The sequence below is a fragment of the Paenibacillus sp. tmac-D7 genome (genome assembly GCF_006519665.1).
Taxonomy (GTDB): Bacteria; Bacillota; Bacilli; order Paenibacillales; family NBRC-103111; genus Paenibacillus_G; species Paenibacillus_G validus.
The window spans coordinates 43225-68373 of record NZ_VIDW01000009.1; the positions used below are offsets into that span (position 1 = coordinate 43225).

Genomic DNA, 25149 nt, shown 5'->3' on the forward strand with positions numbered 1-25149 from the left:
GGAGAGATTGCGATGTGGGCTGGGGTCCAACTTTTATTGTTTTTGATAGTAACGGGAACCGGGCTTTATTTCGCTGCCAAAGTCATCTATGCCCGCTACAGTTATATACGATTAGGCCAGCCTGCATCCGTCCCCTATACGATTAAAGAGCGGTTGAAGGCGTTTGCCGCTGAAATTTTCGGTCAAACGAAGCTGCTCAAAGACCGGAAAAGCGGATGGATGCATGTCATCATCTTCTATGGCTTCTTGATTGTGCAATTGGGCGCCATCGACTTGATTTATAAAGGCATAGCCGGAAAGCCTTTGCCCATTCCGGGGTATTCCGTTTTTTCGCTGCTGCAGGAAACGACGGTCGTTCTTATCCTGCTCGCCACGGGCTATGCCGGATACCGAAGGTATGTCGAGCGAATCAAACGGCTTAAGCGGGGCTGGAAGCCGAGTATCGTCATCTTTTTCATTTTCTTTCTGATGCTTTCCGTTATGTTGTCTCTAGCTTTGGAGCGCGCTATGCTGCGGCATGTTGAATTTTCCTGGGACGCTCCCCTGTCTTCTCTGATGGCCATTCCGTTTCACGGTATGTCAGCAACGGCGAACCATGTTTTGTTTCTTGCCTGTTGGTGGATGCATCTGCTGATCCTCCTTTCCTTTGCAATCTACGTCCCGCAATCGAAGCATTTTCATATTATTGCGGCGCCGATCAACATATGGCTCAAGCGAAGCGAACCGGTCGGAAAGCTGAAAAGCATCGATCTGGAAGATGAGAACGCCGAATCGTTCGGGGTAGCGAAAATTGAAGATTTTAGCCAAAAGCAAATGCTGGATTTTTATGCGTGCGTCGAATGCGGCCGATGCACCAACGTTTGTCCCGCGTCGAACACCGGAAAATCTCTTTCTCCGATGCATATGATTTCCAAGATGCGCGATCACTTAACGGAGAAGGGCCAACGCTTAACGTCGCAATCCCCTTGGGTGCCAAGCTTTGTAATGGGCTACGAAGGCGTGCATACGTTCCGCAACGGGAGTCCGCACGGCTCTTTCCCGGAGCGCGACGGAACCGATATTGCGCCTACGATGCATTTGCAGCAAGCGGGCTGGTCGGTTTCGGATCAATCTATCGAAGACGTCAACTTGATCGGCGACGTCATGAGCGAGCAAGAAATATGGGAATGCACCACATGCCGGAATTGCGAGGATCAATGTCCGGTCGGGAATGAACATGTCGACAAAATTATCGATCTGCGGCGGCAGCTTGTCCTTATGCAGGGCAGCATCCCTTCGGGCGGGCAGCGTGCGCTCCAAAATATTGAAAGACAAAGCAATCCGTGGGGGTTCAGCCAAAAGGACCGTTTTAAATGGAAGCACGATTTCGTGGATTTGCACGTCCCCACGGTCCAAGAAAATCCCGACTTTGAAATTGTTTATTTTATCGGCTCGATGGGCTCTTATGACGCCAGAAGCAATAAGGTGACCCGTTCGTTCGTCCAGCTGCTCAACAAAGCGCAGGTCAATTATGCCGTGCTCGGCGAAGAGGAGAAAAATTCCGGCGATACGCCACGCCGGCTGGGCAATGAGTTTTTGTTTCAGGAGCTCTGCAAGGAAAATATGGAAACGTTCAAGAAATATAACGTAAAAAAGATTGTGACGGCTTGTCCGCATACGTATAACACGTTGAAAAACGAATACCCGGAGTTTGGGCTCGAAGCGGAAGTGTATCATCATACGGAATTGCTGGATGCATTGATCAAAGAAGGAAAGTTAATTCCCAAACGCGAAGTCAGGGAGCGGATTACTTACCACGATTCCTGTTACTTGGGACGGTACAACCAGGTGTACGATCAACCGAGGGACATCTTAAGAGCGATCCCCGGCGTGGAATTGGTGGAAATGGAGCGAACCCGCGAGAACGGGATGTGCTGCGGAGCGGGCGGCGGTTTGATGTGGATGGAAGAGACGGCCGGCAAACGCATTAACGTGGCGAGAATCGAACAGGCGATGTCCGTTAACCCGACAACGGTCAGCAGCGCCTGCCCCTACTGTCTGACGATGATGAGCGACGGGGCGAAGGTGAAGGGCATCGAGGAGCAAGTAAAGGCGAAGGATATCGCGGAAATCTTAGCGGAATCCGTTTTGTGAAACGGACCTTCGCATCCTATGTATATAGGCGAGCGCCAAGACTTACAGGCTGTATGCTGTAGGTCTTTTGGCGTTGCGGCAATCTGTGATCATTACCCCGGGCCTCTGCGCCCAATAATAATGGAAAAGCACACGTATTGATAAAAAAAACACACCAATTCCCGAATCAATCTAAGTAAAATACAAGTAGTAAAAACAATAAACCAATGGGGGGAAATGATCCGGGGCGGTTAGAAAACTTAAAAATGTAAGCGTATTATTATCTGATTCTATTACTTATATAATTTGGAGGAGAAAGATGAAAAAAATAACTAGTGTCGTTGCAAGTGTATTACTCGTTGCGTTGCTCCTTACAGGATGCGGTACATCAAACCCGGCAAATACGGCAAACCAGGCAAATTCATCCGGCAATAGTCAGGCTGGCAATAAAAAGATCGGCGCCTTGTGGTCCACGACATCCATCCCGCCGGTACAGGTCATTATTAACAAAGCGGAACAAGACGCCAAGACAGCAGGGGCCGAGATTGTCAATATGGATGCCCAATTCGATCCCTTCACGCAGGCTACGCAAGCTAAAAATTTGCTGTCGCAGCGTGTTGGCGCCGTTCTTGTGAACGTCATAGATCCCGAGGGAATCGTTCCCAGCTTAAAGCAATTTCATGATGCGGGAATCCCCGTAATCATCGGGACGCTGCCGGTATCGAAGCAGGCAGATCCCTATATTACGTCGTTTGTAGGTCCGGACAACATCGCCGCCGGTAAGCTCGCAGGCGAGTTAATGGCCGAGGCCCTGGGGAGCGCCGGCGGTAATGTCGTGATCATTGAAGGTGCGCCGGGGATTACGGTACAGGATCGTACGGCCGGATTTAAAGAGGGCTTGCAAGGCAAGAACATCAACGTGCTGAATATTCAAACCTCGCAGTGGGACCGTGCCAAAGCTTTATCCATTATGCAGGACTTCTTATCCAAGTATCCGGATTTGAACGGTGTGTTCGTCCATAATGACGACATGGCGATGGGGGCTATTCAGGCGATTAAGCAGGCGGGAAAGACGGACCAAGTCAAAGTGATCGGGTTCGGTGGAACGAAAGAAGCGGTCAAAGCTCTCGAGCAAGGAGACATGTATGGAACGGTTACGGAAGATTTAGTCTGGACCGCTCAGAAAGAGATCGAAGTGGCTTTGGCTGCCATAGAGAAAAAACCGGTAGAAAAAGCGATTTATGTTCCGACAGGGAAGCTTACGAGAGCAAACTTAGCCGGTTACACCCCGACCTATTGACGGGCACCCGTCAGGGCTACATGCCTGAAAGAGCCGGTTGATTAAAATATGAATGGATTGCAGGTGTTCATCCATGGATGTATTAGAGATGAAAGGGATAAGCAAATCGTTTCCAGGCGTGAATGCTCTTCAGGACATCAATTTAATTGTCAAAAAAGGAGAGGTTCACGGTTTGCTGGGCGCTAACGGGGCCGGGAAGTCCACGTTAATGAAGGTATTGTCGGGCGTCATCCAGCCGGATGAGGGAGAGATCCTTTTTCAAGGAGAACGGGTAAGCTTTAGCTCTCCGCTGGCTGCTCAGCAGAAGGGAATCGCCATTATTCATCAGGAGCTTAGCCTTGTTCCGGCCTTGTCCATCGCCGAAAACATCTTCTTGGGGCGGTTATTCGGCAAGTCCCATAACATTGACTGGAAGCAGGTCAATCAACAAGCGGCCGTCCTGTTGAAGCAGATCGGTACTAATCTGAGTCCGAATACGATCGTGAGAAACCTGAGCGTGGCGCAAATGCAGCTGGTCGAAATTGCGAAAGCGCTGTCGTTTGAAGCCGACCTCATTATCATGGATGAACCGTCGGCCGTATTGAGCGGGCCCGAATTGTCCCAGCTGTTCGATACGATCAGCTCCTTAACGGCCAAAGGAGTGACCGTTATTTACATCTCCCATCGGCTGGAAGAAATTTTTACGATCTGTAACCGAATAACGATTATGCGCGATGGCCAGGTCGTAGAGACGAGGCTTGTCGCCGATACGGACAAAGATCAAATCATACGCGGAATCGTGGGCCGCGATCTGAATGAAGAATATCCCGCGCGCGAGTTTATCGAGCTTGGCGAAGAGATTTTATCGGTCAAAGGGTTAAGTTTAAAAAATAAGCTGCACGATATTTCCTTCGATGTAAAACGCGGAGAAATCGTAGGGTTGGCCGGGTTAGTCGGCTCGGGAAGAACGGAGATTGCCCGTTGTATTTTTGGCGCAGACCGCTATGATCAAGGTGAAATCAGGTATAAAGGGACCCGGGTCGATATCCAGAATCCGCGCAAAGCCATTGCACTCGGGATCGCCCTGGTTCCGGAAGATCGGAAGGACCATGGGTTAATTACAAAATTCCCGCTCCGGTTAAATTTCACGATGGCGGCGATCCGTAAAATCGTCAAGTGGGGATTTATCAAGTCAAAGGCGGAACGCCAAGCTTCCGAGGATCTCGTCACGCAGCTTAACATCAAGACGCCCTCGATCGAACAAATTGCGCTGAATCTTAGCGGCGGCAATCAACAGAAGGTTGTCGTGGCCAAATATTTATTTTCCGATGCGGATATTCTCATTCTGGACGAACCTACCCGTGGCGTGGATGTCGGGGCGCGGAGAGAAATCTACCTGGTTATCCGGGAACTCACCCGGAGGGGGAAGGCGGTTGTGCTCATTTCATCGGATTGGGAAGAGCTGATTGCCTTAAGCGATCGCCTGGTCGTTCTTCATGAAGGAAGAATTAAGGGGGAAATGTTTCAGTCCGAAGCGAGTGCCGAGAGCATCTTGCAGCATGCGCTTATTTAGAGAAAGGATGGATACAGTGGATACGGTTACAGCTGCGCAAAATCAGACCTCTGTCAGTCGGATTAAACAACGAATGGGATTAGCCGATTTCGGCCCGGTCCTGGCCCTGTGTCTGTTACTCGTCATCGGCTCGTTGTTATCCCCTGTGTTTTGGTCGAAAGGGAACATCATCAACGTACTGACTCAAATCTCTGTTCTGGGATTGGGCGCGCTCGGGATGACGTTTGTTGTAATTGCCGGTTTTTTTGACTTATCGATCGCCGGCATCTTATCGCTTAGCTGCGTGCTTGCGGTGGGGCTTCTTCCCGTCCTGGGTACGGTAGGGTCCGTTATCACGGTTATAGGCATAGCCGTTATCATTGGGATCATGAATGGTTCGATCCTTCGTCTCATTAAAGGCGACTTTGGAGCTTCGATTATGATAACCTTTGGTACGGGAACGATATTATCCGCCCTGGCTCTTATGTATACCAAAGGATTTACGCTTATGCTGCAAGAAGATCCGCTGTTTAAATGGTTTGGCTACGGGCAAGTGTTAGGTCTCCCTTCCCCTGTCATCCTGATGATCGTTTGCGCGGTCATCCTGCATGTGATTTTACAAAACACTTCCTTAGGCCGGTCTATCTATTTAACGGGAGCCAATCCGGAAGCCGCCCGTTTGTCCGGTATTCCTATTCATCGGATTCGGACGATTACATACATTGTAGCGGCCGTGTTAGTCGCGATCGGTGGTTTTATTCGAAGCTCGCAAACGGTCAGCGCATCTCCCGTAGCCGGAGTCGGCTTCGAATTAGATGTTATTGCGGCAGTTGCGATAGGCGGAACGAGCTTGGCCGGCGGCGAAGGAAACATCATTCGCACGATGATAGGCGTACTGTTAATCGGGGTACTCAGCAATCTTTTTGTTCTCGTCGGGTTAAGCAATTTTGACCAGATGATGGCGAAGGGGCTCATCATTATTGCGGCTCTCATTTTGGATAAACGTAAAGAAACCAGGGGTATTCGCAGGAGGTAAAAGAAATGAGCGTCTTAAGAAACGTGTACGAACAAAAAGTATTGCTTATCTTAATCGGGATGTTTGTTATCGCCTCCTTCTGTGCGCCTTATTTTCTAACGTTCCAGAACATCAATAATTTAATTATGCAGATCAGTATTTACGGAATTATGGCGTTTGCGATGACGTTTGTCATTTTGATCAAGGAATTCGACCTGTCGATAGGTGCAGTGATGGCGTTTTCAGGCATATTTCTGGTGAAAATGTCATCCTATACAGGCATGATGGCCGCTATTTTGATCACGCTGCTGGCTGGCGCCTTGATCGGCTTGCTCTCGGGTCTGTTAGTCAGCGTGATGCGCCTGAACTCCTTTATCGTCACGTTATGCGCCATGTTTTTTTACAACGGTCTGGCTCTCAAAATATCGAGTGGAAAACCGATTATGACGCAGGATCCGATTTTAAACTGGCTTGGCAACGAGACAACGCTTTGGATTCCCAACCTCATTTGGATCTTTGTCATATTCTATGTGATTTCGGAATACGTACTTCGCAAAACCAAGTACGGACGTAATGTATATGCCGTGGGCGGAGATGTCAAAGTGGCGGAGCTAACGGGAATTGCTGTTCCGTTTTATAAGATTAGCGTTTTCGTTATTTCCGGTGTCTCTGCTTCCATGGGCGGCATTCTGCTCACCGGCATGTTGAATTCGGCCTCGCCGTTTGTGGGCGGAGCCGCTGCCTTAACGGTCATTTCCAGTGTCGTGATTGGCGGAACGAGCCTGGCCGGAGGAGAGGGAAGCGCCACTCGGGCCGTAATGGGGCTGTTTATACTAGGCATTCTGGATAACTCTCTGGCTTTGCTCAATGTGCAATCGTTCTATCAAGCCCTTCTCAAAGGTATTCTTCTGGTGGTCGTGATTGGCTGGGATTATTATGTTCGCAAGGCCCGGGTTGCCCATGCTGTATAAGTGAAATGAAATGCCCTAACTCCGTAACTTATCGGTGAGCTAGGGCATTTTCGCCGTATCCTTAAATATATCCGGCCTTCATATTCTGTTTTTTGTACTGCATAGGGGATAAGCCGGTCACTTTTTTGAACGTTTTGGAAAAATGCTTGACTTCAAAAAAACCGACTCTGGCGGCTACATGGCAAACCAGCTCGTCGCTTGAGGCAATCAGCTCCTTGGCTTTTTGTATGCGATAAGTGATGATGTACTTGATGATGCTGATGCCCAGCTCCTTCTTGAAAATTTGACTTAGATAGGAATTGCTTATATTTAAGTTGGATGCAATGAAATGGACCGTGATATCTTCCCTGTAGTGCTGATGTATAAATTCGATGGCCTGAAATACGATGGAGTTTTTAACCGTATTTTTGATGGATAGCTCCGCTTTAAGCAAATGAAGGGATTCGATAAATTCGGAGCATTTTTGTTCAATAGAAGAATAGTAGAGTTGGCTGGGGGCATTGCTGTCGGTTATTTTTTTATTGTATAAATCGCCGTACTTATCGCTTAACGTGGATAACAGGGATGTGTGGCAATAGTAGTAAAGATTGTAGTTGAGACTTGGCTTAATAATAGTCAGGAACAGTTTCTTGATCAGCTCGCTCAATTTAGGGTTGAACAGATCGTAATTGATCAGTTCCCTGATTTCACGGAGCATGTCATCAATATAGTGATAGTTGATTTCTTTACGCAAGGAATTCACGTACTCCTGGGTAATTAATTTAACGTCCCTGCAGAAAAAATTGTAAATTTTCAACCGGTCAAACGATTCGTAAGCGCTCCGGATATCCTCTATATTTTTGATATAACCGCTCATATATCGGAACGCTGTTTTGCAATTGGTTACATTGTTCAGCTTCGAGATAATATCAAGAAGCTTATACTGCTTGCCGGCCTGGCTAACGGAATCATAGTCATTGATCATGATGCACAATCGGGTCGGATTAATATAGAAAGCTTCGCCGCCTCCATATTCGTCGAGCACCTCCTGACATTCGTTTACAAATTCCTCTCCGACGAAGTAGTAAATATTTTTGTTCAAATCGTGATCCGCATATTCGATTTCCATCAAATTCCATAGATATAAATAATACCCGGAATTATTCAGGTTCAGACCGGCCTTTTTCTTATAATACAAAAACTCGCTGTTCGTGACTCCCCGCAATATATCGTTCAAATATTCGGTCTTTTCAAGCCTCTTAATCCTCGAATCCATGATCAGGTTGGAGTCTTCTTCTTCCCCGATATAATTAAATCGACAATGATAAGCCGGGCTTAAAGCATGGGTGAAATACTGTTTGATTTGATTCATATAATGAATGTCTTTATGGGTCGTAACGGAGTAAGCGATTTCATTTTCCGATATGACATTAAAAATGAGCAGAATAGGGGAGATATTGAATACCGCTAAGTCATGGAAAAAATTTTGGATTTTATAGACGGGATGGGTGACTTGAAAAATGATCACATCGGCAGCGAGTTCCACCGCTTTTTCAGCACAAGCATCATAAGAATCGGCCCTATACGAGATGGTAAACCCGCTTGCGTTTGCAGTGCTGCAATCACGGAACATGCTCTTTAGATGATCTTCCGCATACAGGATGACTTTTGAAGCCATAACCTACCTCCGTATTGTAGTTAAATTCTGGATATAGTCATTATAATTTTAGGATGAGAACGTTGTCAAACCGAATCGTTTCGTGCAGATGAGGGCTGGCGGCCCCCGTCATAAACATGAAAATGCACACGTATTTCTAAAAAAAGCACACCCAATCCGCCGGACGAATCAGTAAAATCAATATATAAATTCATTTCATACAAAGAGAGGTGCCAGCATGTCACAGGGACTCGCAGATTTTTCATTGGATGCATTTTCGTTGAAAGGCAAGGTCGCCATGGTAACCGGCGCCAACCAGAACCTTGGCATGGCGTACGCGGTCGCCTTTGCCAAAGCAGGCGCGGACCTGTTCATCCCTCACTTTACGGATGACGTATCCGAGGTCAAGCGGCTTATCGAAGAAACCGGCCGGAAGGTCGCGTTTCTGCAAGGGGATTTGACCGACAAATCTTACATCGAGCGTGTAGTCCATTCCTGCATGGAGCAGTATGGGAAAATTGACATTCTCGTCAACAATGCCGGCGCCAGCATGTTCGGCGAGTTTCTGGACTATCCGGATGCGGCGTGGCAAAAAATTATGGATATTAATTTGAATGCCGTCTATTACTTGAGCCATCGGGTGGTGAAGGAGATGGTCAAGCAGAAATCGGGCAAGATTATCAATATTGCTTCGGCGCTCGCTTTTACCGCCGACAAAAAATGCCCGCCCTATACGACCAGCAAGCATGCCATTGTAGGGTTGACGAAAGTGTTTGCCAATGAAGCAGGCCCGTACAATATTCAAACGAACGCGATCGCCCCCGGCTTTTTGGCTACCGACGTCAATAAGGAATTGCACGAGGATAAAGCATACTATGACAAAATTACAAACCGTATTCCCAGCGAGCGCTGGGGTGTGCCTTCCGATCTGATGGGAACGGCTGTGTTCCTGGCAAGCCGCGCCTCGGATTACATCAACGGCTGGACCATTAACGTCGACGGCGGGTTTGCCACTACATTGTAAAAAGGAGATCAGCCTCTGTGAAAACGATTGCGGCAGTGAAAATAGGCAGCTTGAAAGACCCCAATGAAGCAACAAGAGGGCGCGTTCAGGTCATCGAAATTCCCGAGCAGGAGATGGGGGACGAGGATGTCAAAATCAAGGTCGCCTATTGTTCCATCTGCGGTTCCGATCCGCACCTGGTGGAAGGCATATTCGATTTGGAACCGCCGTTCGGGCTCGGTCATGAGGTTTCCGGCACCATCGTGGCCCTCGGGCCAAAAGCCGTTAAGAAAGGGCTGAAGGTCGGCGACAGGGTAGCGGGCAACTTCTTGAGATTTTGCGGCACCTGCTATTATTGCCTGAACGGGCAGGAGCAGTTTTGCGAACATATGATGGAGTATAACAGACCCGGCATGTCCGAATCGATCGTCTGGCATGAATCCCAGGTATGGAAAATTCCTGACGATGTTAGCTTGAAGGAAGCCTGCCTTCTGGAGCCTGTGTCGATTGCGGTAAGAATTGTGGACAAGGCGAACATGAAGGCGGGGCATCGCGTGGCCATTTCAGGCGGCGGCCCCATCGGTCTGCTGACCCTTCAACTGATCAAGAGGTTTGGCGCCACCTCCCTGACACTCATCGAGCCGATCCAGAACAGGCGGGACTTGGCCCTGGAATTTGGAGCCGAGCATGTGATCGACCCGGTAAACCAGGATGTCCGGGAGGAATCCAGGAAAATTACCGGAGGGCGAGGCTTCGATCTGGTTATTGAAGCTTCCGGTTCTCCCAGAGCCGCCAACGCGGCATGCGACATTGCGGCAAGAGGCGGCACCGTGCTCTATATCGCGATGTTCCCGAAGGACTATGAGATGCCGTTCAATCTGTACGACAAATGCTATTGGAACGAGCTTACGGTTTCGGGTATCTTCGTGGCTCCGTATGCGTTTCCCCGGGCCGTTCAGCTGCTGCCGAAGCTTGATTTGAAACCGTTTACGCAGAAAGTTTTCCCGTTGGCTCAGGGGGAAGAGGCATTCGCTGCCCATGTTAGCGGCAACTATACGAAGGTGCTTATCCAATGCAACGAAGATTAACGAGCTTGGCGATTGATCAATCTGCGATGTACAAAGGAGATCTCAACGATGAGTAATGTCGATTTGGAACTGGTTCAAAAACTGGAAGACAAGGCCGTAGAAATCAGAAAAAATCTGTGTACCTTTATTTACAGAATCGGCACCGCCGGTCATTTGGGCGGCGAATTGTCCATCGTGGACGTTGCCGTTGCCCTCTATTACAAATACATGAACTACGATCCGAAAAATCCGAAATGGGCAGAAAGAGACCGGCTCATTTTGAGTAAAGGCCACTGTGCCGAAGCGCTTTATACAATCTATTCCGATATGGGAATGTACACGATGGACTACATGGTCGAACATTTCGAATCGCTTGACACAGCGGTGTTCAGCATGCACCCTAACCGGAAATATATTGATGCCATCGAGGCCTCAACAGGCTCGCTGGGGCACGGTATGCCCCTCGCCACCGGCCTCGCGCTAGGCGCGAGAATGTCCAAGGCCAACTGGAGAACCTTCTGCATTATTGGCGACGGCGAGCTTCAGGAGGGCACGAACTGGGAAGCCTTCATGGCGGCGGGCCAATTTAAACTGGGCAATCTGGTAGCAATTATCGATAAGAATGACCTGCAAATGTCGGGTCCGACCAAGGATACCGTCAGCGTCGATCCTCTTGGAGATAAAATGCGGGCTTTCGGCTGGGATGTCATCGAAATCCAGGGCAACGACATGTATGAGGTATGCAGCGCGCTGGAGTCCCTGCCTCCGGCAGACCCCGTTACCCCGAGAAGGCCGATCTGCATTATTTCCACGACAACCAAGGGCGCGGGCGTTTCCTTCATGGAAAATGTCGTCGCGTGGCATGCAGGCTCGCTGAACAAAGCCAAGTGGGAAGAAGCCCTCGAATCCATCGAAAGCAAAAGGAAGGTGAGATAAGCTATGGCAGTGGAAATTAGTTTGAATTTTGATCAAATTTTGTCTTCGGCCAGAGAGGTTTATGGTTCAGAGTTGATGAAAATGGCCGATGAAGGGTTGGAGTTTGCCTTTCTTTGCTCCGATAACGTAGCTCCATCCTCGACTGTCGGCAAATTCATGAGCAAATATCCGGACCGCTGCTTTAATGTCGGGATCGCGGAAGCGAACCAGGTGGGCATATCGGCAGGATTGGCGTTATCGGGCAAAATTGTGTTTTCGCAAGTGTTCGGACCGTTCCTGCCTCTGAGAGCCGCAGACCAGATCCATGCGGATATCGCCTACAATGATGTGCCCGTCAGGCTCATTGGCACTCACGCGGGAGTCACATCCGGCGGCGGGCCCACCCACAATGCGATCGCCGACCTGTCCTTCTACAGGGCGGTGCCGAATTTGACCATTATTTGCCCCGCCGATGCCAACCAGTGCGCAAGAGTGGTCCGGGAATCGATGAGTTATCTGGGTCCCATGATTATCCGCATTGCCAGAGGCGCGGAACCGGACGTCTACCTGAATAACGATTATGAATTTCAAATCGGCAAGTCCATCACCGTTCAGGAAGGCAAAGATCTGACGCTGATCGGCACGGGCAGCAGCGTATACTGGTCGTTGATGGCGGCCAAAGAGCTGGAACAATCGGGGATCAAGGCGAGAGTCATCGACATGCACACGATCAAGCCGTTTGATACGGATGCGGTGCTCCGAGCCGCCTTGGAGACAGGCTGCGTCGTGACCGTCGAGGACCAGAGCATCAACGGAGGCCTTGGCGGCGCCGTGGCCGAGATTATTGCGGAGGCGGGCATTGCCTGCAAGTTTAAGCGAATCGGCCTGCCCGACCAGTTTGCCGTTCTCGGCGAGCCCAACGAAGTGTACAAATATTACGGGATGGACCCTCAGGGGATCGCCCAGACCGTGAAAAGCTTGTTATAACGAAAGGCGTTGCGCAGCGGGTTATGCCGGCCATGTTTCCGAATCCGTGCAGCGGATGGAAGAAAGGATGGATCATGTATGGACAACGCAACTTCCCGGGTTGAGCTTGGAACGATCCTGTGCAAGTATTGCGAGCATATGATTGCAACGTTCGATTCCGAGAAAATAACTTTTTATTATTCCGACTGTCAAAGGCCCGATTGCTTGGAATCGCGGGTGAAGACGGACCGGCCAATGACGGAATGCTGACATCCGAACAATCGGACTGAAAAGTAGCAGGACCAAGGCGGGGGGCTCTATGGAGTCTCCCGTCTTGTTTTTATGAACAGTCCAGCGCTAATAATTTTGTTGTACAGTTCTAAAAATAATGCTAGTATAAGCTCATTGGAGGGTAAAGGTTTACCTTGCCAAATCGAATCCAGGGGAGGGCGAAAATGAAAGCTGTCGTAAAAACATTTGCGGAACGGATCTGCATATTTACCATGACACCTATAAGAGTTACCCGCCTGTGAGCATCGGGCATGCTCAGGTATAGACGGCGGCTTTACGAAATATGTCATGGCCCGAGAGGATATGATTTATAAAATTCCGGACCATGTCACGCTTGAAGAAGCGGCCCTAACCGAGCCGCTGGCCTGCGCCGTTCAAGCGACGGAAGAGTTGACGTCGATTCATGCGGGCGACACCGTGCTTTATTGACGTATGACGAATAGGGAATAGGCAGGGTGTGAATAAGCGCCAAAGAATTTCAGAGTTGATAAATATTGCCATATATGCTAAAATAAAAACCATAGAATAAGGAAAAGGCTTTCCCTAAAATGCAGACCAATTAGCGAGGTCAGACGATAGTTAGAACGCATGAATGTGAGTAATATCCGGCGATACGGGCTGGATTTAAGGGAATTTATCGTAAAGCAGCTCCGCTTAGTTGGAATTAAATGCGCAAACCAGCAGAATTCAGGTTAAACACTTTCCTTATATAGGCCTTACATAACCGATAACCTCCGGTCGATAGAGAAGGAGGATGCAACTTAGACAGGGAGAGGCGGCAGCCATGCAACAAATCCCTTTTGAAAGCGCTTCCGTTCCTCTGCGGCCACGTACCTGTAATACCATAAAAACCGGAAGGGGTCAAACGATGAGTAACAAGGTTCGATGGGGAATTATCAGCATGGCCAAAATCGCGCAGGAGGAATTGCTTCCGGCTTTTCGGGATGCGGTCAACGCGGAGGTGACAGCAATCGCCAGCTCAAAGCCGAGCGCGAAAGAAATCGCTGCGCGATTCCAGATTGAGAACGTGTACGAGACGTACGACGCGCTGCTGGAAGATCCGAACATCGACGCGGTCTATATTCCGCTGCCAAACTCGCTCCACGCCGAGTGGGTGATCAAAGCCGCAGAGAAAGGCAAACACGTCTTATGCGAGAAGCCTGCCGCATTATCGGCCGAAGAGACGGCACATATGATCGAAGCTTGTCATCGGCACGGCGTTATTTTTATGGAAGCGTTCATGTACCAATTTCATCCGCAGCATCAACGGGTCCGGGAGATAATAGCTTCCGGCGAGCTCGGAGAACTCAAGACCATGAAGGTAAGCTTTTCGTTCTTCCTTGAGGGGCGGGAAAGCAACATTCGCACGAATCCGGAGCTGGGCGGAGGCTGTTTGTATGATGTGGGCTGCTACTGCGTGCACGCGATCCGGAATGTGCTGGGTACCGAGCCTGAGCGGGTGTTTGTATCGGCTAAGAAAGATAAGCCGGGCGGGGTGGATCTGTCGGCAGCCGGGTTCATGGAGTTGAAGAACGGGATGACGGCCTTGTTCGATGCCTCAATGGATCAGAAGCAGCGGCATCATTATGAAATTGTGGGCACCAAGGGATGCGTGAGGGTGAACCGGGCGTTTTTACCGCAATTAACGGACGGGGTATCCTCGATCACGGTGGAAACGGACGATGGGGCCTCGAGGGATGAAACGATCGCGGGCCATCAGTATGTGCTGCAAGTCGAGCATTTCTCGCAATGTGTGCTGGAAGGCTTGACGCCATTCTATACGCCGGCCAACACCATCCAGAATATGAAAGTGATTGACGCCTGCTATGAATCGATCGAGAGGGAAGCTTTCGTCACCGTCGATTAAAGTCTTGCTACGAAGGAATGCGCAGGCTGCCGTATGCGCATAGAACTCCATCAAGGAGGTTGTAGACATCGAGAAAATTCATGGTATCCGAGTCAAAGATCATGCGCTGTTTATCGCGGTTACCTTCCTGTTCTGGTCTTCCCAGTATGTGTATTCGCCAATCTTATCCTCCTATCTGGAGCAGAAGGGGGCCGGTCATCTCTTGATCGGCTTGATTCTGGGCAGTTACGGCATTACCCAATTGCTTATCCGATTTCCACTGGGCATGATGTCGGATTATTTAAGCCGAAGGAAGCTGTTCGTTTCACTCGGTTTGGTTATGAGCATGCTGAGCTGCATGGGCTTATTAATGGGGGATTTCGGCTGGATCTTAGTGTCCAGACTTGTCTCGGGCGTATCCGCGTCGACTTGGGTCGTCTTTACGGTTCTGTATTCGGCTTATTTTGCAAGCGGGAACATAGCCAAAGCGATGTCCAACATACAGTTCGTTACCGTGGCTGCTCAGCTTCTGGGAATGAGCGCAAGCGCATTTCTCGTCAGCGGTTGGGGGTGGCACGCCCCCTTTTGGGTCGCACTCGCTTTCGCTATGCTAGGCGCGCTGCTTTCTCTGGGCATTAAGGATACGGAGCGCCAATCTTTCAAGAAACCTGTGGGTTGGGACGGATTGACCGCCGTTGTGAGAGAGCCGAACTTGTTGAAAGTATCCTTGCTCTCCACGATCTGCCACAGTACGTTGTTTATTACCATATTCGGGTTTACACCGCTGCAGGCATTCAAGATTGGCGGAACGGAAGAGGCCATCAGCATGCTGGTCGTTGCTTTTATGATTCCCCATGCAATCGCCACCTTCCTGTCGGGTCGACTGTTTATGAAACGATGGGGGAGCTGGACGACTTTGACGATCGGTTTTGCAGGCAGCGCCGTCTTTACGCTCGCCACCCCGTTTATTCATGATCTTGGCTTGCTGTGCTTGACCCAGGGGATCAACGGATTTGCGCAAGGACTGAGCTTTCCATTGTTGTTAAGCTTGGCGCTGCGAGGGATCAGCCAGGAGAAGCGCGGAACCGCTATGGGATTTTATCAGGCGTTCTACTCGCTCGGTATTTTCCTGGGACCTTTCCTTGGCGGATGGTTTAACGACGGCTCCGATTTAACCGGCGGCTTCCTGTTCTCAGCGGCGACAGGCTTGCTCGCGGCCTGTTTGACCGTGTACTGGAACCGTTCGGACAAATCGGCGAATGCTCATGCGAGGGACAGCAGAAGCGCAAGCGCAGCGGAAAGCGGATAAAATAAGGCAACTATTTATAGCTTTAGGTTAAAGGCTTTCCCCTAGTGTTATGCTATTAAAAAGGAATGAAGGAGGGTCGCCATGCTGGCGCAAAAAACAATTAAGCCGCTGTTCATAGGCGGTGAATGGGTTGAAACTTCCGAGCTGCATCCTATTTACAATAAATATACAGGTGAATTATTCGCACAAATTAGCAAGGCGGGAGAAGCGGAGATGAATGCGGCGCTGGAAGCGGCGGAGCGGGCGTTCAGGCAATCCGACTTCGCTCCCGCCCAGAGATTTCAGGTTCTGATGAAGATGTATCATCTGCTGCTTGACCATCTGGAGGAATTCGCGGAGGCGATTGCCGCCGAAGGCGGTAAGCCGATTGTGGATGCCAGGACTGAGGTAAACCGATCGGCGCTGATTTTCTTGTTGTCGGCAGAGGAAGCGATCAAAATTACCGGCGAGATGATTCCGGCTCAAGTGGCGCCCAATCTTAACATCGGCAAGCGGCTCATTTACACGATCAAAAAACCGATAGGCCTTGTTTGTGCGATAACGCCTTTCAACTTTCCCTTAAATCTGGTTGTCCACAAGGTCGCTCCGGCCTTGGCGGCAGGCAATCCCGTCATCATTAAACCGGCTTCGGATACCGCTTATTCCGCTCTGAAGCTGTGCGAGCTTCTGGAGAAAGCCGGTTTGCCGAAAGGTTTCGCAAGCTGTTTGGTGGGAAGCGGCTCCACCTTGGGCGATCAATTACTCACGGATCAACGGATCCATAAGTATACCTTTACCGGGTCTCCCGAAGTCGGGAAGCATATCCATCGAACGATCGGGATGCGAAGAGTGACGCTGGAGCTGGGGTCGAACTCCGCAACGATTGTCCACCAAGACGCCGATGTGGAAACGGCTGCGGCCAAGCTGGCTCGAATGTCCTTTGCGCATGCAGGCCAAATTTGTATCTCCGTACAACGCATCTACGTGCACAAAGAGATCGAACAAATTTTCATGGAGGCGTTTCTCAGATACACGGCAAGCCTCAAGGTCGGCGATCCGCTGGATCCTTCCACAATCGTTGGGCCTATGATCAGTGAGAAAGAAGCGATCCGCATTGAAGGGTGGGTGAACGAGGCCGTTGAACAAGGCGCGAAGATTTGGACCGGCGGCAGAAGAGAGAACAACGTGTATTACCCGACGGTTCTTACCGGCGCTACCAAGGGCATGAAGGTCGTCGATGAGGAGGTGTTCGCTCCCGTCGTATCGATTGCCACTTATGAGACGATCGAAGAAGCCGTCCGGCTGGTCAATGACTCCAAATACGGCTTGCAGGCCGGTGTATTTACCCAATCGGTTTCTCTTGCGCACACGATTCCTTATTTGCTTGAGGTCGGGGGAGTCATGATTAACGATACGAGCAGCTTCCGCGCCGATCAAATGCCTTACGGCGGAGTCAAAGAAAGCGGTATGGGCAAAGAGGGGCCGGCATTTGCCATCGAAGAGATGCTGGAAACCGTAACCGTAGCCGTGAATTTGGAAGAGCAGCTATAAACATCAAACCAAACAAATCAAAAGAAAGCGGTGGACAGCATGAAGCAAATTCGTTGCGCTGTATTGGGATTAGGTCGTTTAGGGTACTGGCATGCGGAAAACTTGGCGACAAAAATCAGGGGGGCACGGCTGCTGACCGTCATCGATCCGATTGCAGGCCGGGCGGAGCAGGTCGCGAGCGAGCTGGGGATTGAAAGCTATTCGATCGATCCGGACGACGCGTTTAACAATCCGGATATCGATGCGGTGGTCATTGTGACGCCTACTTCCACACATGCGGAGATGATCAAAAAAGCGGCTGCAAAGGGAAAACAAATTTTTGTGGAAAAGCCGATCACGCAAACGTTAGCGGAAGCGGACGAAGTGATTGAGGCGATTCGTAAAAACAACGTCGTCTGTCAGGTCGGATTTATGAGACGATTCGACCCCGCCTATCACGAAGCGAAGAAGAGAATCGCGAAGGGGGACATCGGCCAGCCGATTTACTTCAAAGGCTTAAGCCGGGACGGCAATGTGCCGCCGGCCTCGTTCATCAAGCACAGCGGAGGCATTTATTTGGACATTTCCATTCACGACTATGACATCGCCAGATATTTGATGAATGCGGATGTCGTCTCCGTTCAAGCAACGGGTCATGTCTTGATGCACGCCTTCTTGTCCGAATACGGAGATGTCGACCAGGCTCTGACAACGCTTCAATTCAGCAACGGAGCGGCTGGCGATATCGAAACGATGCGTATTGCGCCTTACGGCTACGACATCCGGGGAGAAATCGTCGGTACGGAAGGGGTTATCACAATCGGCTCGCTGCGCGAGCATAACATCCAAATTTTGAACCACCAAGGCAGCACATACGACATTATCCCTGATTTTCCAAGCAAGTTTAAAGATGCTTATTTGCTGGAGATGGCTCATTTTATTGAAAGTCTGATGAACGGAACGAAACCGGATTGTACCGAAGAAGACGGCAAGGCTGCACTTGCGATCGCGATCGCCGCAACGGATTCGTTCAAATCCGGGAAGCTTGTCCAGATCCAAACCGTCAACGCTTAATCCGGGTCTTCTTGAACCCCAATCCATATCAAGGAGTGTTGCAAGTATGCAAACGATACGATTAACGATGGCTCAGGCCTTGCTGAATTACCTGGATAACCAGTATATCCGTGTCGATGGGACGGAACGCAAATTCGTCAAGGGTGTCTTCGGCATTTTCGGCCACGGGAATGTGACGGGAATAGGGGAAGCCCTCGAGAATGATCGGGGAAGTCTGACTTACTACCAAGGTAAAAACGAGCAGGGTATGGCCAATGCGGCAATCGCTTTTGCCAAACAAAACAATCGGACGGAAATTTTCGCTTGCACGTCGTCGATCGGACCCGGAGCGCTGAACATGGTGACGGCCGCAGGGACGGCAACCGTAAACCGCATTCCCGTCCTGCTGCTGCCTGGCGATATTTTCGCGTCCCGGCAGCCGGATCCGGTATTGCAGCAAATCGAAAATCCGAGCGATTACACCATATCGGCCAATGACGCCTTCAAGCCGGTGAGCAAGTATTGGGATCGCATAACCCGCCCCGAACAACTGATAACTGCGCTTACGAATGCGATGCGCGTGCTTACGGATCCGGTTGATACGGGAGCGGTAACGTTGGCGCTCCCGCAAGACGTACAGACCGAAGCCTACGATTACCCTGCCGCGTTCTTCAGGAAACGGGTTCATGATGTGGAGCGCGCAGCGCCGAATAAAGAAACCGTCGCACGGGCCGTTGAGCTGATCCGAGGCAAGAAGAAGCCGCTGATCATTGCCGGGGGAGGCGTTCATTATTCCCAGGCTGCCGAATCATTAAAGGCATTTGCGGAAGCGTTCCACATTCCGGTGGCGGAGACGCAAGCGGGGAAAAGCGCCTTGCCCTGGGATCACCCCTTGAATATCGGGGCGGTTGGCGTAACCGGCTCGCTCGCGGGAAACCTGCTGGCCAAGGAAGCCGATTTGATCATTGGGATCGGAACGCGTTTGGCGGATTTCCCAACCTCCTCCAAAACAGCGTTCCAAAACCCGGACGTCGATTTCTTATCCATTAACGTCAGCAAGTTTGATGCGTATAAAATGGATGCCAAGCGGATCGTTGCCGATGCGAAGGAAGCGCTTCCGGTTTTGGCGGAGGCCTTGAAGCAAGCGGGGTACCGGAGCGGTTATGAGGCCGGTCATATCGAGACTTTGAAGAAGCAGTGGGATGAGGAGGTCGACCGTTACTACAGCGCCGAGAACCCCGACGGATTAGCGCAAACGCGTGTATTGGGCGAAATCAACCGTTTCATCGATGAACAAGACATCATCATTTGCGCAGCCGGCAGCATGCCGGGGGACCTGCAGCGGTTGTGGAGAAGCAAAGTGCCTAAAACCTACCACATGGAATACGGTTTCTCGTGTATGGGTTACGAGGTGAGCGGGGCGTTAGGCGTTAAGATGGCGGAGCCGGACAAGGAAGTGTACGCGCTTGTTGGCGACGGCAGCTATTTGATGCTTCACTCCGAGCTGGTCACCTCTATTCAAGAAGGCTATAAAATCAATGTCCTGCTGCTCGACAATAACGGTTTCCAATGTATACACAATTTGCAACGGGGCCAAGGCAGCCAAGGATTCGGCAACGAATTCCGTTACCGTTCCAGGGAAACCGGCCGGCTGACCGGCGACTATGTGCAGATCGATTATGCCGGCCACGCGAGAAGCCAGGGCGCGGTTGGCTACACGGTACGCACGCTCGAACAATTGCACAGCGCACTGGCCGACGCGAAGCAGCAGCAGGTATCGACCTTGATCGATATCAAAGTGCTGCCGGGAACGTGCACGACCGGCTACGAATCGTGGTGGAGATTGGGCGTCGCGGAAGTATCGGAAAGCGAAGATGTCCAAGCGGCCTATCGGCAAATGCAAGACAAAGTCCAATCCGCGAGAGTGTTGTAAACCGTGGATCAAGCAGCTGAAGGAGGAAGCGAAATGAATGGAACCTTAACCCAGCTTCGTTTACAGGAGCTTGAAAGGTTGGCCTCCAGGACGAGGCAGTTGATTTTGGAAACGGTCCATCATGCCAATGCAGGGCATATCGGGGGACCGCTTTCGGTTACGGATATTTTGGTCAGCCTGTATTTTGAAGCGATGCATATCAACCCCGAGGATCACCTCGGACGCGACCGGGACCGCTTCGTATTGTCGAAGGGGCATTCGGCCATCGCCTTATACACCGTCCTGGCGTTGAGGGGCTACTTCCCGGTCGAGGAGCTCCCGACCTTTGACGAAATCGATTCCCGCCTTCAAGGGCACCCCGACATGAATTTGCTCCCGGGCCTGGATATGTCCACCGGCTCCCTCGGCCAAGGAATTTCCGCAGCGGTCGGCATGGCGCTGGGCGCCAAGCTGCAAGGCCAATCGTTCTATACGTATTGTGTGATCGGCGACGGCGAGGCCCAGGAAGGGCAAGTATGGGAAGCGGCCGATGTGGCAGCGAAGTATAAGCTGGACAACTTGATCGTCGTGATGGATTACAATAAGCTGCAGCAATATGGCTGGAAGGGCAGCGAAGGCGATTTGCGCGAGGCTCCCGTCCAGGACCCGCGACTGCGGTGGGAGGCGTTCGGCTGGCATGTGAGCGAGGTGGACGGCCATTCGATGGAACAACTGCTCGACGCCTTCTCGGACGCCAAAGCGGTGCAAGGTAAACCGGTTATCGTCATTGCGCATACGTTGAAGGGCCGAGGCGTCAGCTTTATGGAAAATAACTACGTCTGGCACGCGAAGGTACCGAACGCCGAGGAATTGAAGAAAGCCTTGCAACAATTACAAGGGGGGAGTCGCTGATGGCGGTTCAGTTGGGAAACGCGGTTGCGATGAGGGACGTCTTCGGAGATACGCTGGTCCGGCTTTCGCAAACCGATCCGCGAGTCTATGCATTGGACGGCGATTTGGCGACCTCGACCAAGATGGATAAAGTCGCCGAAGCCAACCCGTCCAAATTTCTCCAAATGGGGATAGCCGAGCAAAATATGGTCGGTGTGGCGGCAGGTCTCGCAACGGTGGGCCTGCAGCCTTGGGTTTGTTCGTTCGCCGCCTTTATTACCAAACGCGCTTTGGACCAAATCATGGTGACGGTCGCACAACCCAAGCTGGATGTCAAGATGATCGGTGCCTACAGCGGGCTTCTTACCGGATGTACCGGCAAAACCCATCAAGGTCTTGAGGATCTGGCGATTATGCGCAGCATTCCTAACATGGTAGTGCTTTCTCCGGCCGACGGGGTGGAGGTCAAGAAAATGATGGAGTTCGCCAACCAATACAACGGGCCTGTTTATATCCGGCTTGCCCGGGACCCGCTGCCGACGATTTTCGATGAAGTCTCCTATTCGTTTACGCTGGGAAAAGCGATCAAACTCAAAGACGGTGAAGACGCGACGATCATCTCAACCGGTACGCAAACGGTTCGTTCGCTGGAAGCCGCCCAGACGCTGGAAAGCCGGGGCATCCGGGTTACCGTGCTTCATATGCCTTCCGTGAAACCGATCGACCAGGCGGCCATCGTGGAGGCGGCCGAGCGGACCGGCGCCATCGTAACGACGGAGGAGCACACGATCTATGGAGGCCTTGGAAGCGCTGTTGCGGAAGTGCTGGTAGAAAATTGCCCCGTTCCGATGCTGCGGGTAGCCGTTCAGGATCGCAATTCCGAATCCGGTTCCAACGATGCGCTGCTGAAGAAATACAATATCGGACCGGAGAACATTGTCCATGCCGTAGAGCAAGTTTTACAACGAAAGGGGAAATGACGTTGAACTCATTGAGCAATTTGATCGTACCCTCGTCTAAAGAGCCGGGCAGCAACGGGAACCGGCTTGTCGTCACACCTGAAAGCGCAGGCTGGAGTCACGTGGGATTCGAGGTATATACGTTAGCCGAAGGCCAGTCTTTGCACAAGGAAACCGGCGGGAACGAGCTGTGCGTCGTCCTATTAAGCGGGAAGGCGACGGTGGCTACGCAGAACAAAACCTGGGAGCATATCGGCCAGCGGATGAGCGTGTTCGAGCAAATGGCTCCTTATTCGGTCTATGTGCCGCCGGGCGACTCTGTGAGAATTGCTGCAGATACGGAGTTGGAGATAGCGATTTGTTCGGCCCCTGGCAAGGGAACATACGAAGCGAGATTGATATCGCCTGAAGATGTCGCCGTTGAAATGAGAGGGACGGGCGATATGGAGAGGCAAGTCAACAATATTTTACCCGAGAGTGCGCAGGCGGACAGTTTGCTGGTCGTCGAGGTGTTCACGCCGAACGGGAATTGGTCCAGCTACCCGCCGCATAAACACGATCAAAATAACTTGCCGGACGAAACCTATCTGGAAGAGTCGTACTACCACCGGATTAAACAGGAGGGCGGTTTTGCGATCCAGCGCGTTTATACGGACGACGGCTCCCTGAATGAGACGATGGTTGTGAAGGACGGAGACGTGGTGCTCGTGCCGAGAGGCTACCATCCGGTCTCGGCGCCCCCGGGGTATGACCTGTATTATTTGAACACGATGGCAGGCCCGGTACGCACATGGAAGTTCCAGGATGATCCCGACCACGCATGGCTGAAATCGAAGTGACGGAGGGAACGCCATCATGGTAAACCGATCGTATAAGCTGGGCATTTGCCATTGGTCGCTGCCTATCGACGGGCCTTACGCTTGCAGGACCGCCTCCGAACTTGGGTTTGAGGGCATCCAGCTCGAAATTGGAAGCTACGAAAGAGGGTTTCCTGTATCGCGGAGAACGGTCCAACAAGCTTATCTGGGGCTGGCCGAGCAATATGGCATCGCTTTTCCGTCCATTGCCGTTCGCGTAACGGATGCGTACAGCATGACGCAGCCTCCCGACTCCGTCGACAGCGGGATCGTGAAGGAAGCCATCATGCGATCCATTGAGGCGGCGGAAGCGATGAACATTCCTACGGTCATGATCCCGAGCTTTCAAGTGAGCGATATCGTGAGCGAGCAGGATCTCATTCGCAGCGCGGAGATGCTGATCTCCGCCTGCGATTACGCTCAGCAGCGGGGCATTGCCGTGTCTACAGAAAATTTGCTGGCTGCGCAGATGATGTTCCGGTTGGCCGAAATCGTCAACCGGCCGAACTTGAAGCTTTATTTCGATACCCAAAATTACGCTTTGTTCCGGGGATATGACGCCCCCGCCATGCTGAAGGAGCTGGCTCCCCTGCTAGGTGATGAAATCCATGTGAAAGACGGAAAACACGGTAAAATCAGCTCGTCTCTGCTCGGAGAGGGCGATTCGGGATTTTACCGCAGCATGGAGGTATTAAAGGAGATCGGTTATACCGGCTGGATCATCCTGGAAAATTATTACGATCAATTGCCGCTGCGTTCGAAGCATGACGAACCGGAATCACTCATCAAAGAAGATATGCGCCTATTAATTAAAGCGCTTTCTTAATATGAAGGGGGAGTTTTGGAATGAAGAAGAATGTTTTGAAGAGCGTTTCGATGATGATCGTGCTGCTATCCGCCTTTATGACCGCTTGCAGTCAGCAGGCGGGAACCGGTGCGCCGGCCGGGCAAAACGCGGGCTCCAGTGAACCTGGCGCCAGCGCCGCAAAAAGTAAAAATGATGAAGTGGTCATCGGTTTCTCCGTCGGCACCATGAAGCAAGAGAGATGGCAGCGTGAAGTGAAAATGGCGCAAAAATATGCAGACGAGAAGGGATTCAAGCTGATTGTCCAGTCTTGTGAAGAAGATGCCGCGAAACAGGTACAGCAGGTTGAGGGCATGCTGACACAAGGGATTGACGCCCTGCTGATCTCGGCACAAGACTCGGAATCGTCCGGCGTTATTGTGGAAAAGGCGCATCAGGCCGGAGTGCCGGTAGTGGCCTATGACCGCTTGGTCCGTAACGGAGACCTGGATTATTATATTACGTTCGACAACGTCAAGGTAGGCGAGCTGCAAGCCAAGATGCTCGCGGACCGGTATCCGAAAGGCAATTACATTTGGGTGCTCGGCGGTCCGGAAGACAATAACGCGCATCTGTTGAAACAAGGGCAGGAAAGCGTGCTCAAACCTTATATGGACAAGGGCGACATTAAGATCGTCGTTCAGCAATGGGCGAAAGGCTGGAACCCGGAGGAGGCGCTGAAAATTGCAGAAAACGGCCTGACCAAGGCGAAGAACGACGTCGTTGCCGTTATTGCCTCCAACGACGGTACCGCAGGCGGTGTAGTCCAAGCGCTGGAATCGCAAGGCTTGGCGGGTAAAGTGGGCGTTTCCGGCCAAGATGCCGACATCGCCGCCCTTCAACGGATTGTGGAAGGCAAACAAACCGGCACCGTGTACAAGCCTACTCAAGTTCTGAACCAAACCGCGATGGATCTTGTCTACGCTTTGGCGGCAAAAGACGAAGCGAAAATCAAAGAGTTGAACAGCGGAAATTTCAAAAACGGTCACGTCGGAACGGTGGATAACGGTACTAAAAAAGTGACAAGTCTGCTCATGGACGTGCAGCTTGTAACCAAGGAGAATGTGGTAGACACGGTAATTAAAGACGGCTATCAAAAAATGGAAGACATCTATAAAAATATGCCGAAGGATCAATGGCCTAAAGCCCAATAGAGCATTAT

The 25149-nt window shown here is 51.1% G+C and carries 22 protein-coding genes; 21 read left to right on the top strand and 1 reads right to left on the bottom strand.

Annotated features, from left to right (window positions below; all coding sequences use genetic code 11):
• Nucleotides 1-12 precede the first annotated feature (12 nt).
• The 5 genes from FKP33_RS08745 to FKP33_RS08765 all read left to right on the top strand — a co-directional run bounded on the left by FKP33_RS08745 (nt 13) and on the right by FKP33_RS08765 (nt 6929).
• Nucleotides 13-2133 (top strand): (Fe-S)-binding protein, encoded by a 2121-nt coding sequence (locus tag FKP33_RS08745; RefSeq protein WP_141334567.1) that lies wholly within the window; start codon nt 13-15, stop codon nt 2131-2133.
• 298 nt (nt 2134-2431) lie between these two features.
• A complete protein-coding gene (locus FKP33_RS08750; RefSeq protein WP_127606535.1) occupies nt 2432-3412 on the top strand; it encodes a sugar ABC transporter substrate-binding protein in 981 nt (326 codons plus the stop codon).
• A 73-nt stretch (nt 3413-3485) separates the two neighbouring features.
• Complete coding sequence (locus tag FKP33_RS08755) at nt 3486-4964, top strand: sugar ABC transporter ATP-binding protein (RefSeq protein ID WP_219996645.1); 1479 nt, start codon at nt 3486-3488, stop codon at nt 4962-4964.
• Between the two features lie 16 nt (nt 4965-4980).
• Nucleotides 4981-5979: an ABC transporter permease gene (locus tag FKP33_RS08760; protein WP_164751768.1), complete on the top strand. Its 999-nt coding sequence runs from the start codon at nt 4981-4983 to the stop codon at nt 5977-5979.
• A gap of 5 nt (nt 5980-5984) precedes the next feature.
• Complete coding sequence (locus FKP33_RS08765; protein ID WP_127606529.1) at nt 5985-6929, top strand: ABC transporter permease; 945 nt, start codon at nt 5985-5987, stop codon at nt 6927-6929.
• Nucleotides 6930-6990: 61 nt separating this feature from the next.
• Here FKP33_RS08765 and FKP33_RS08770 read toward each other — a convergent pair whose 3' ends face one another.
• A complete protein-coding gene (locus FKP33_RS08770) occupies nt 6991-8586 on the bottom strand; it encodes a helix-turn-helix domain-containing protein (RefSeq protein ID WP_141334573.1) in 1596 nt (531 codons plus the stop codon).
• A gap of 217 nt (nt 8587-8803) precedes the next feature.
• Here FKP33_RS08770 and FKP33_RS08775 point away from each other — a divergent pair, with 217 nt between their 5' ends.
• The 16 genes from FKP33_RS08775 (at nt 8804) to FKP33_RS08850 (ending at nt 25141) form a co-directional block, all read left to right on the top strand.
• Nucleotides 8804-9589, top strand: coding sequence for an SDR family oxidoreductase (locus FKP33_RS08775; RefSeq protein WP_127606525.1), 786 nt, complete (start codon nt 8804-8806; stop codon nt 9587-9589).
• Nucleotides 9590-9606: 17 nt separating this feature from the next.
• Nucleotides 9607-10656 carry a zinc-dependent alcohol dehydrogenase gene (locus FKP33_RS08780; RefSeq protein WP_054795385.1) on the top strand — a complete coding sequence of 350 codons (1050 nt, stop codon included), beginning with the start codon at nt 9607-9609 and terminating at the stop codon, nt 10654-10656.
• A gap of 48 nt (nt 10657-10704) precedes the next feature.
• The gene (locus tag FKP33_RS08785) at nt 10705-11571 is read left to right on the top strand and encodes a transketolase (RefSeq protein WP_127606523.1); all 867 of its coding nucleotides are present in this window, start codon (nt 10705-10707) and stop codon (nt 11569-11571) included.
• Nucleotides 11572-11574: 3 nt separating this feature from the next.
• Nucleotides 11575-12537, top strand: a complete 963-nt coding sequence (locus FKP33_RS08790; RefSeq protein ID WP_141334575.1) for a transketolase family protein — start codon at nt 11575-11577, stop codon at nt 12535-12537.
• Between the two features lie 78 nt (nt 12538-12615).
• Nucleotides 12616-12786, top strand: coding sequence for a GapA-binding peptide SR1P (locus FKP33_RS08795; RefSeq protein WP_127606519.1), 171 nt, complete (start codon nt 12616-12618; stop codon nt 12784-12786).
• A gap of 309 nt (nt 12787-13095) precedes the next feature.
• Complete coding sequence (locus tag FKP33_RS27640; protein WP_258313416.1) at nt 13096-13236, top strand: hypothetical protein; 141 nt, start codon at nt 13096-13098, stop codon at nt 13234-13236.
• Nucleotides 13237-13675: 439 nt separating this feature from the next.
• Complete coding sequence (locus tag FKP33_RS08805) at nt 13676-14674, top strand: Gfo/Idh/MocA family protein (protein WP_141334577.1); 999 nt, start codon at nt 13676-13678, stop codon at nt 14672-14674.
• Nucleotides 14675-14801: 127 nt separating this feature from the next.
• Nucleotides 14802-15962, top strand: coding sequence for an MFS transporter (locus tag FKP33_RS08810; protein WP_258313417.1), 1161 nt, complete (start codon nt 14802-14804; stop codon nt 15960-15962).
• 81 nt (nt 15963-16043) lie between these two features.
• Nucleotides 16044-17492: an aldehyde dehydrogenase family protein gene (locus tag FKP33_RS08815; RefSeq protein ID WP_141334581.1), complete on the top strand. Its 1449-nt coding sequence runs from the start codon at nt 16044-16046 to the stop codon at nt 17490-17492.
• Nucleotides 17493-17531: 39 nt separating this feature from the next.
• Nucleotides 17532-18545: an inositol 2-dehydrogenase gene (gene iolG, locus FKP33_RS08820; RefSeq protein WP_127606509.1), complete on the top strand. Its 1014-nt coding sequence runs from the start codon at nt 17532-17534 to the stop codon at nt 18543-18545.
• A 46-nt stretch (nt 18546-18591) separates the two neighbouring features.
• The gene (gene iolD / locus FKP33_RS08825; protein ID WP_054798909.1) at nt 18592-20457 is read left to right on the top strand and encodes a 3D-(3,5/4)-trihydroxycyclohexane-1,2-dione acylhydrolase (decyclizing); all 1866 of its coding nucleotides are present in this window, start codon (nt 18592-18594) and stop codon (nt 20455-20457) included.
• A gap of 33 nt (nt 20458-20490) precedes the next feature.
• Nucleotides 20491-21348, top strand: a complete 858-nt coding sequence (locus FKP33_RS08830) for a transketolase (protein WP_054798910.1) — start codon at nt 20491-20493, stop codon at nt 21346-21348.
• Entirely contained in the window at nt 21348-22307 is a 960-nt protein-coding gene (locus FKP33_RS08835) for a transketolase family protein (RefSeq protein WP_054795389.1), read from the top strand. Before FKP33_RS08830 ends, FKP33_RS08835 begins: the two co-directional genes overlap by 1 nt.
• An 11-nt stretch (nt 22308-22318) precedes the next feature.
• On the top strand, nt 22319-23125 hold the full coding sequence (gene iolB, locus FKP33_RS08840) for a 5-deoxy-glucuronate isomerase (RefSeq protein WP_141334583.1): 807 nt from the start codon (nt 22319-22321) through the stop codon (nt 23123-23125).
• Nucleotides 23126-23141: 16 nt separating this feature from the next.
• Nucleotides 23142-23969, top strand: coding sequence for a sugar phosphate isomerase/epimerase family protein (locus FKP33_RS08845; RefSeq protein ID WP_141334585.1), 828 nt, complete (start codon nt 23142-23144; stop codon nt 23967-23969).
• Nucleotides 23970-23989: 20 nt separating this feature from the next.
• Nucleotides 23990-25141: a sugar ABC transporter substrate-binding protein gene (locus FKP33_RS08850; RefSeq protein ID WP_141334587.1), complete on the top strand. Its 1152-nt coding sequence runs from the start codon at nt 23990-23992 to the stop codon at nt 25139-25141.
• The last annotated feature ends 8 nt before the right edge of the window (nt 25142-25149 follow it).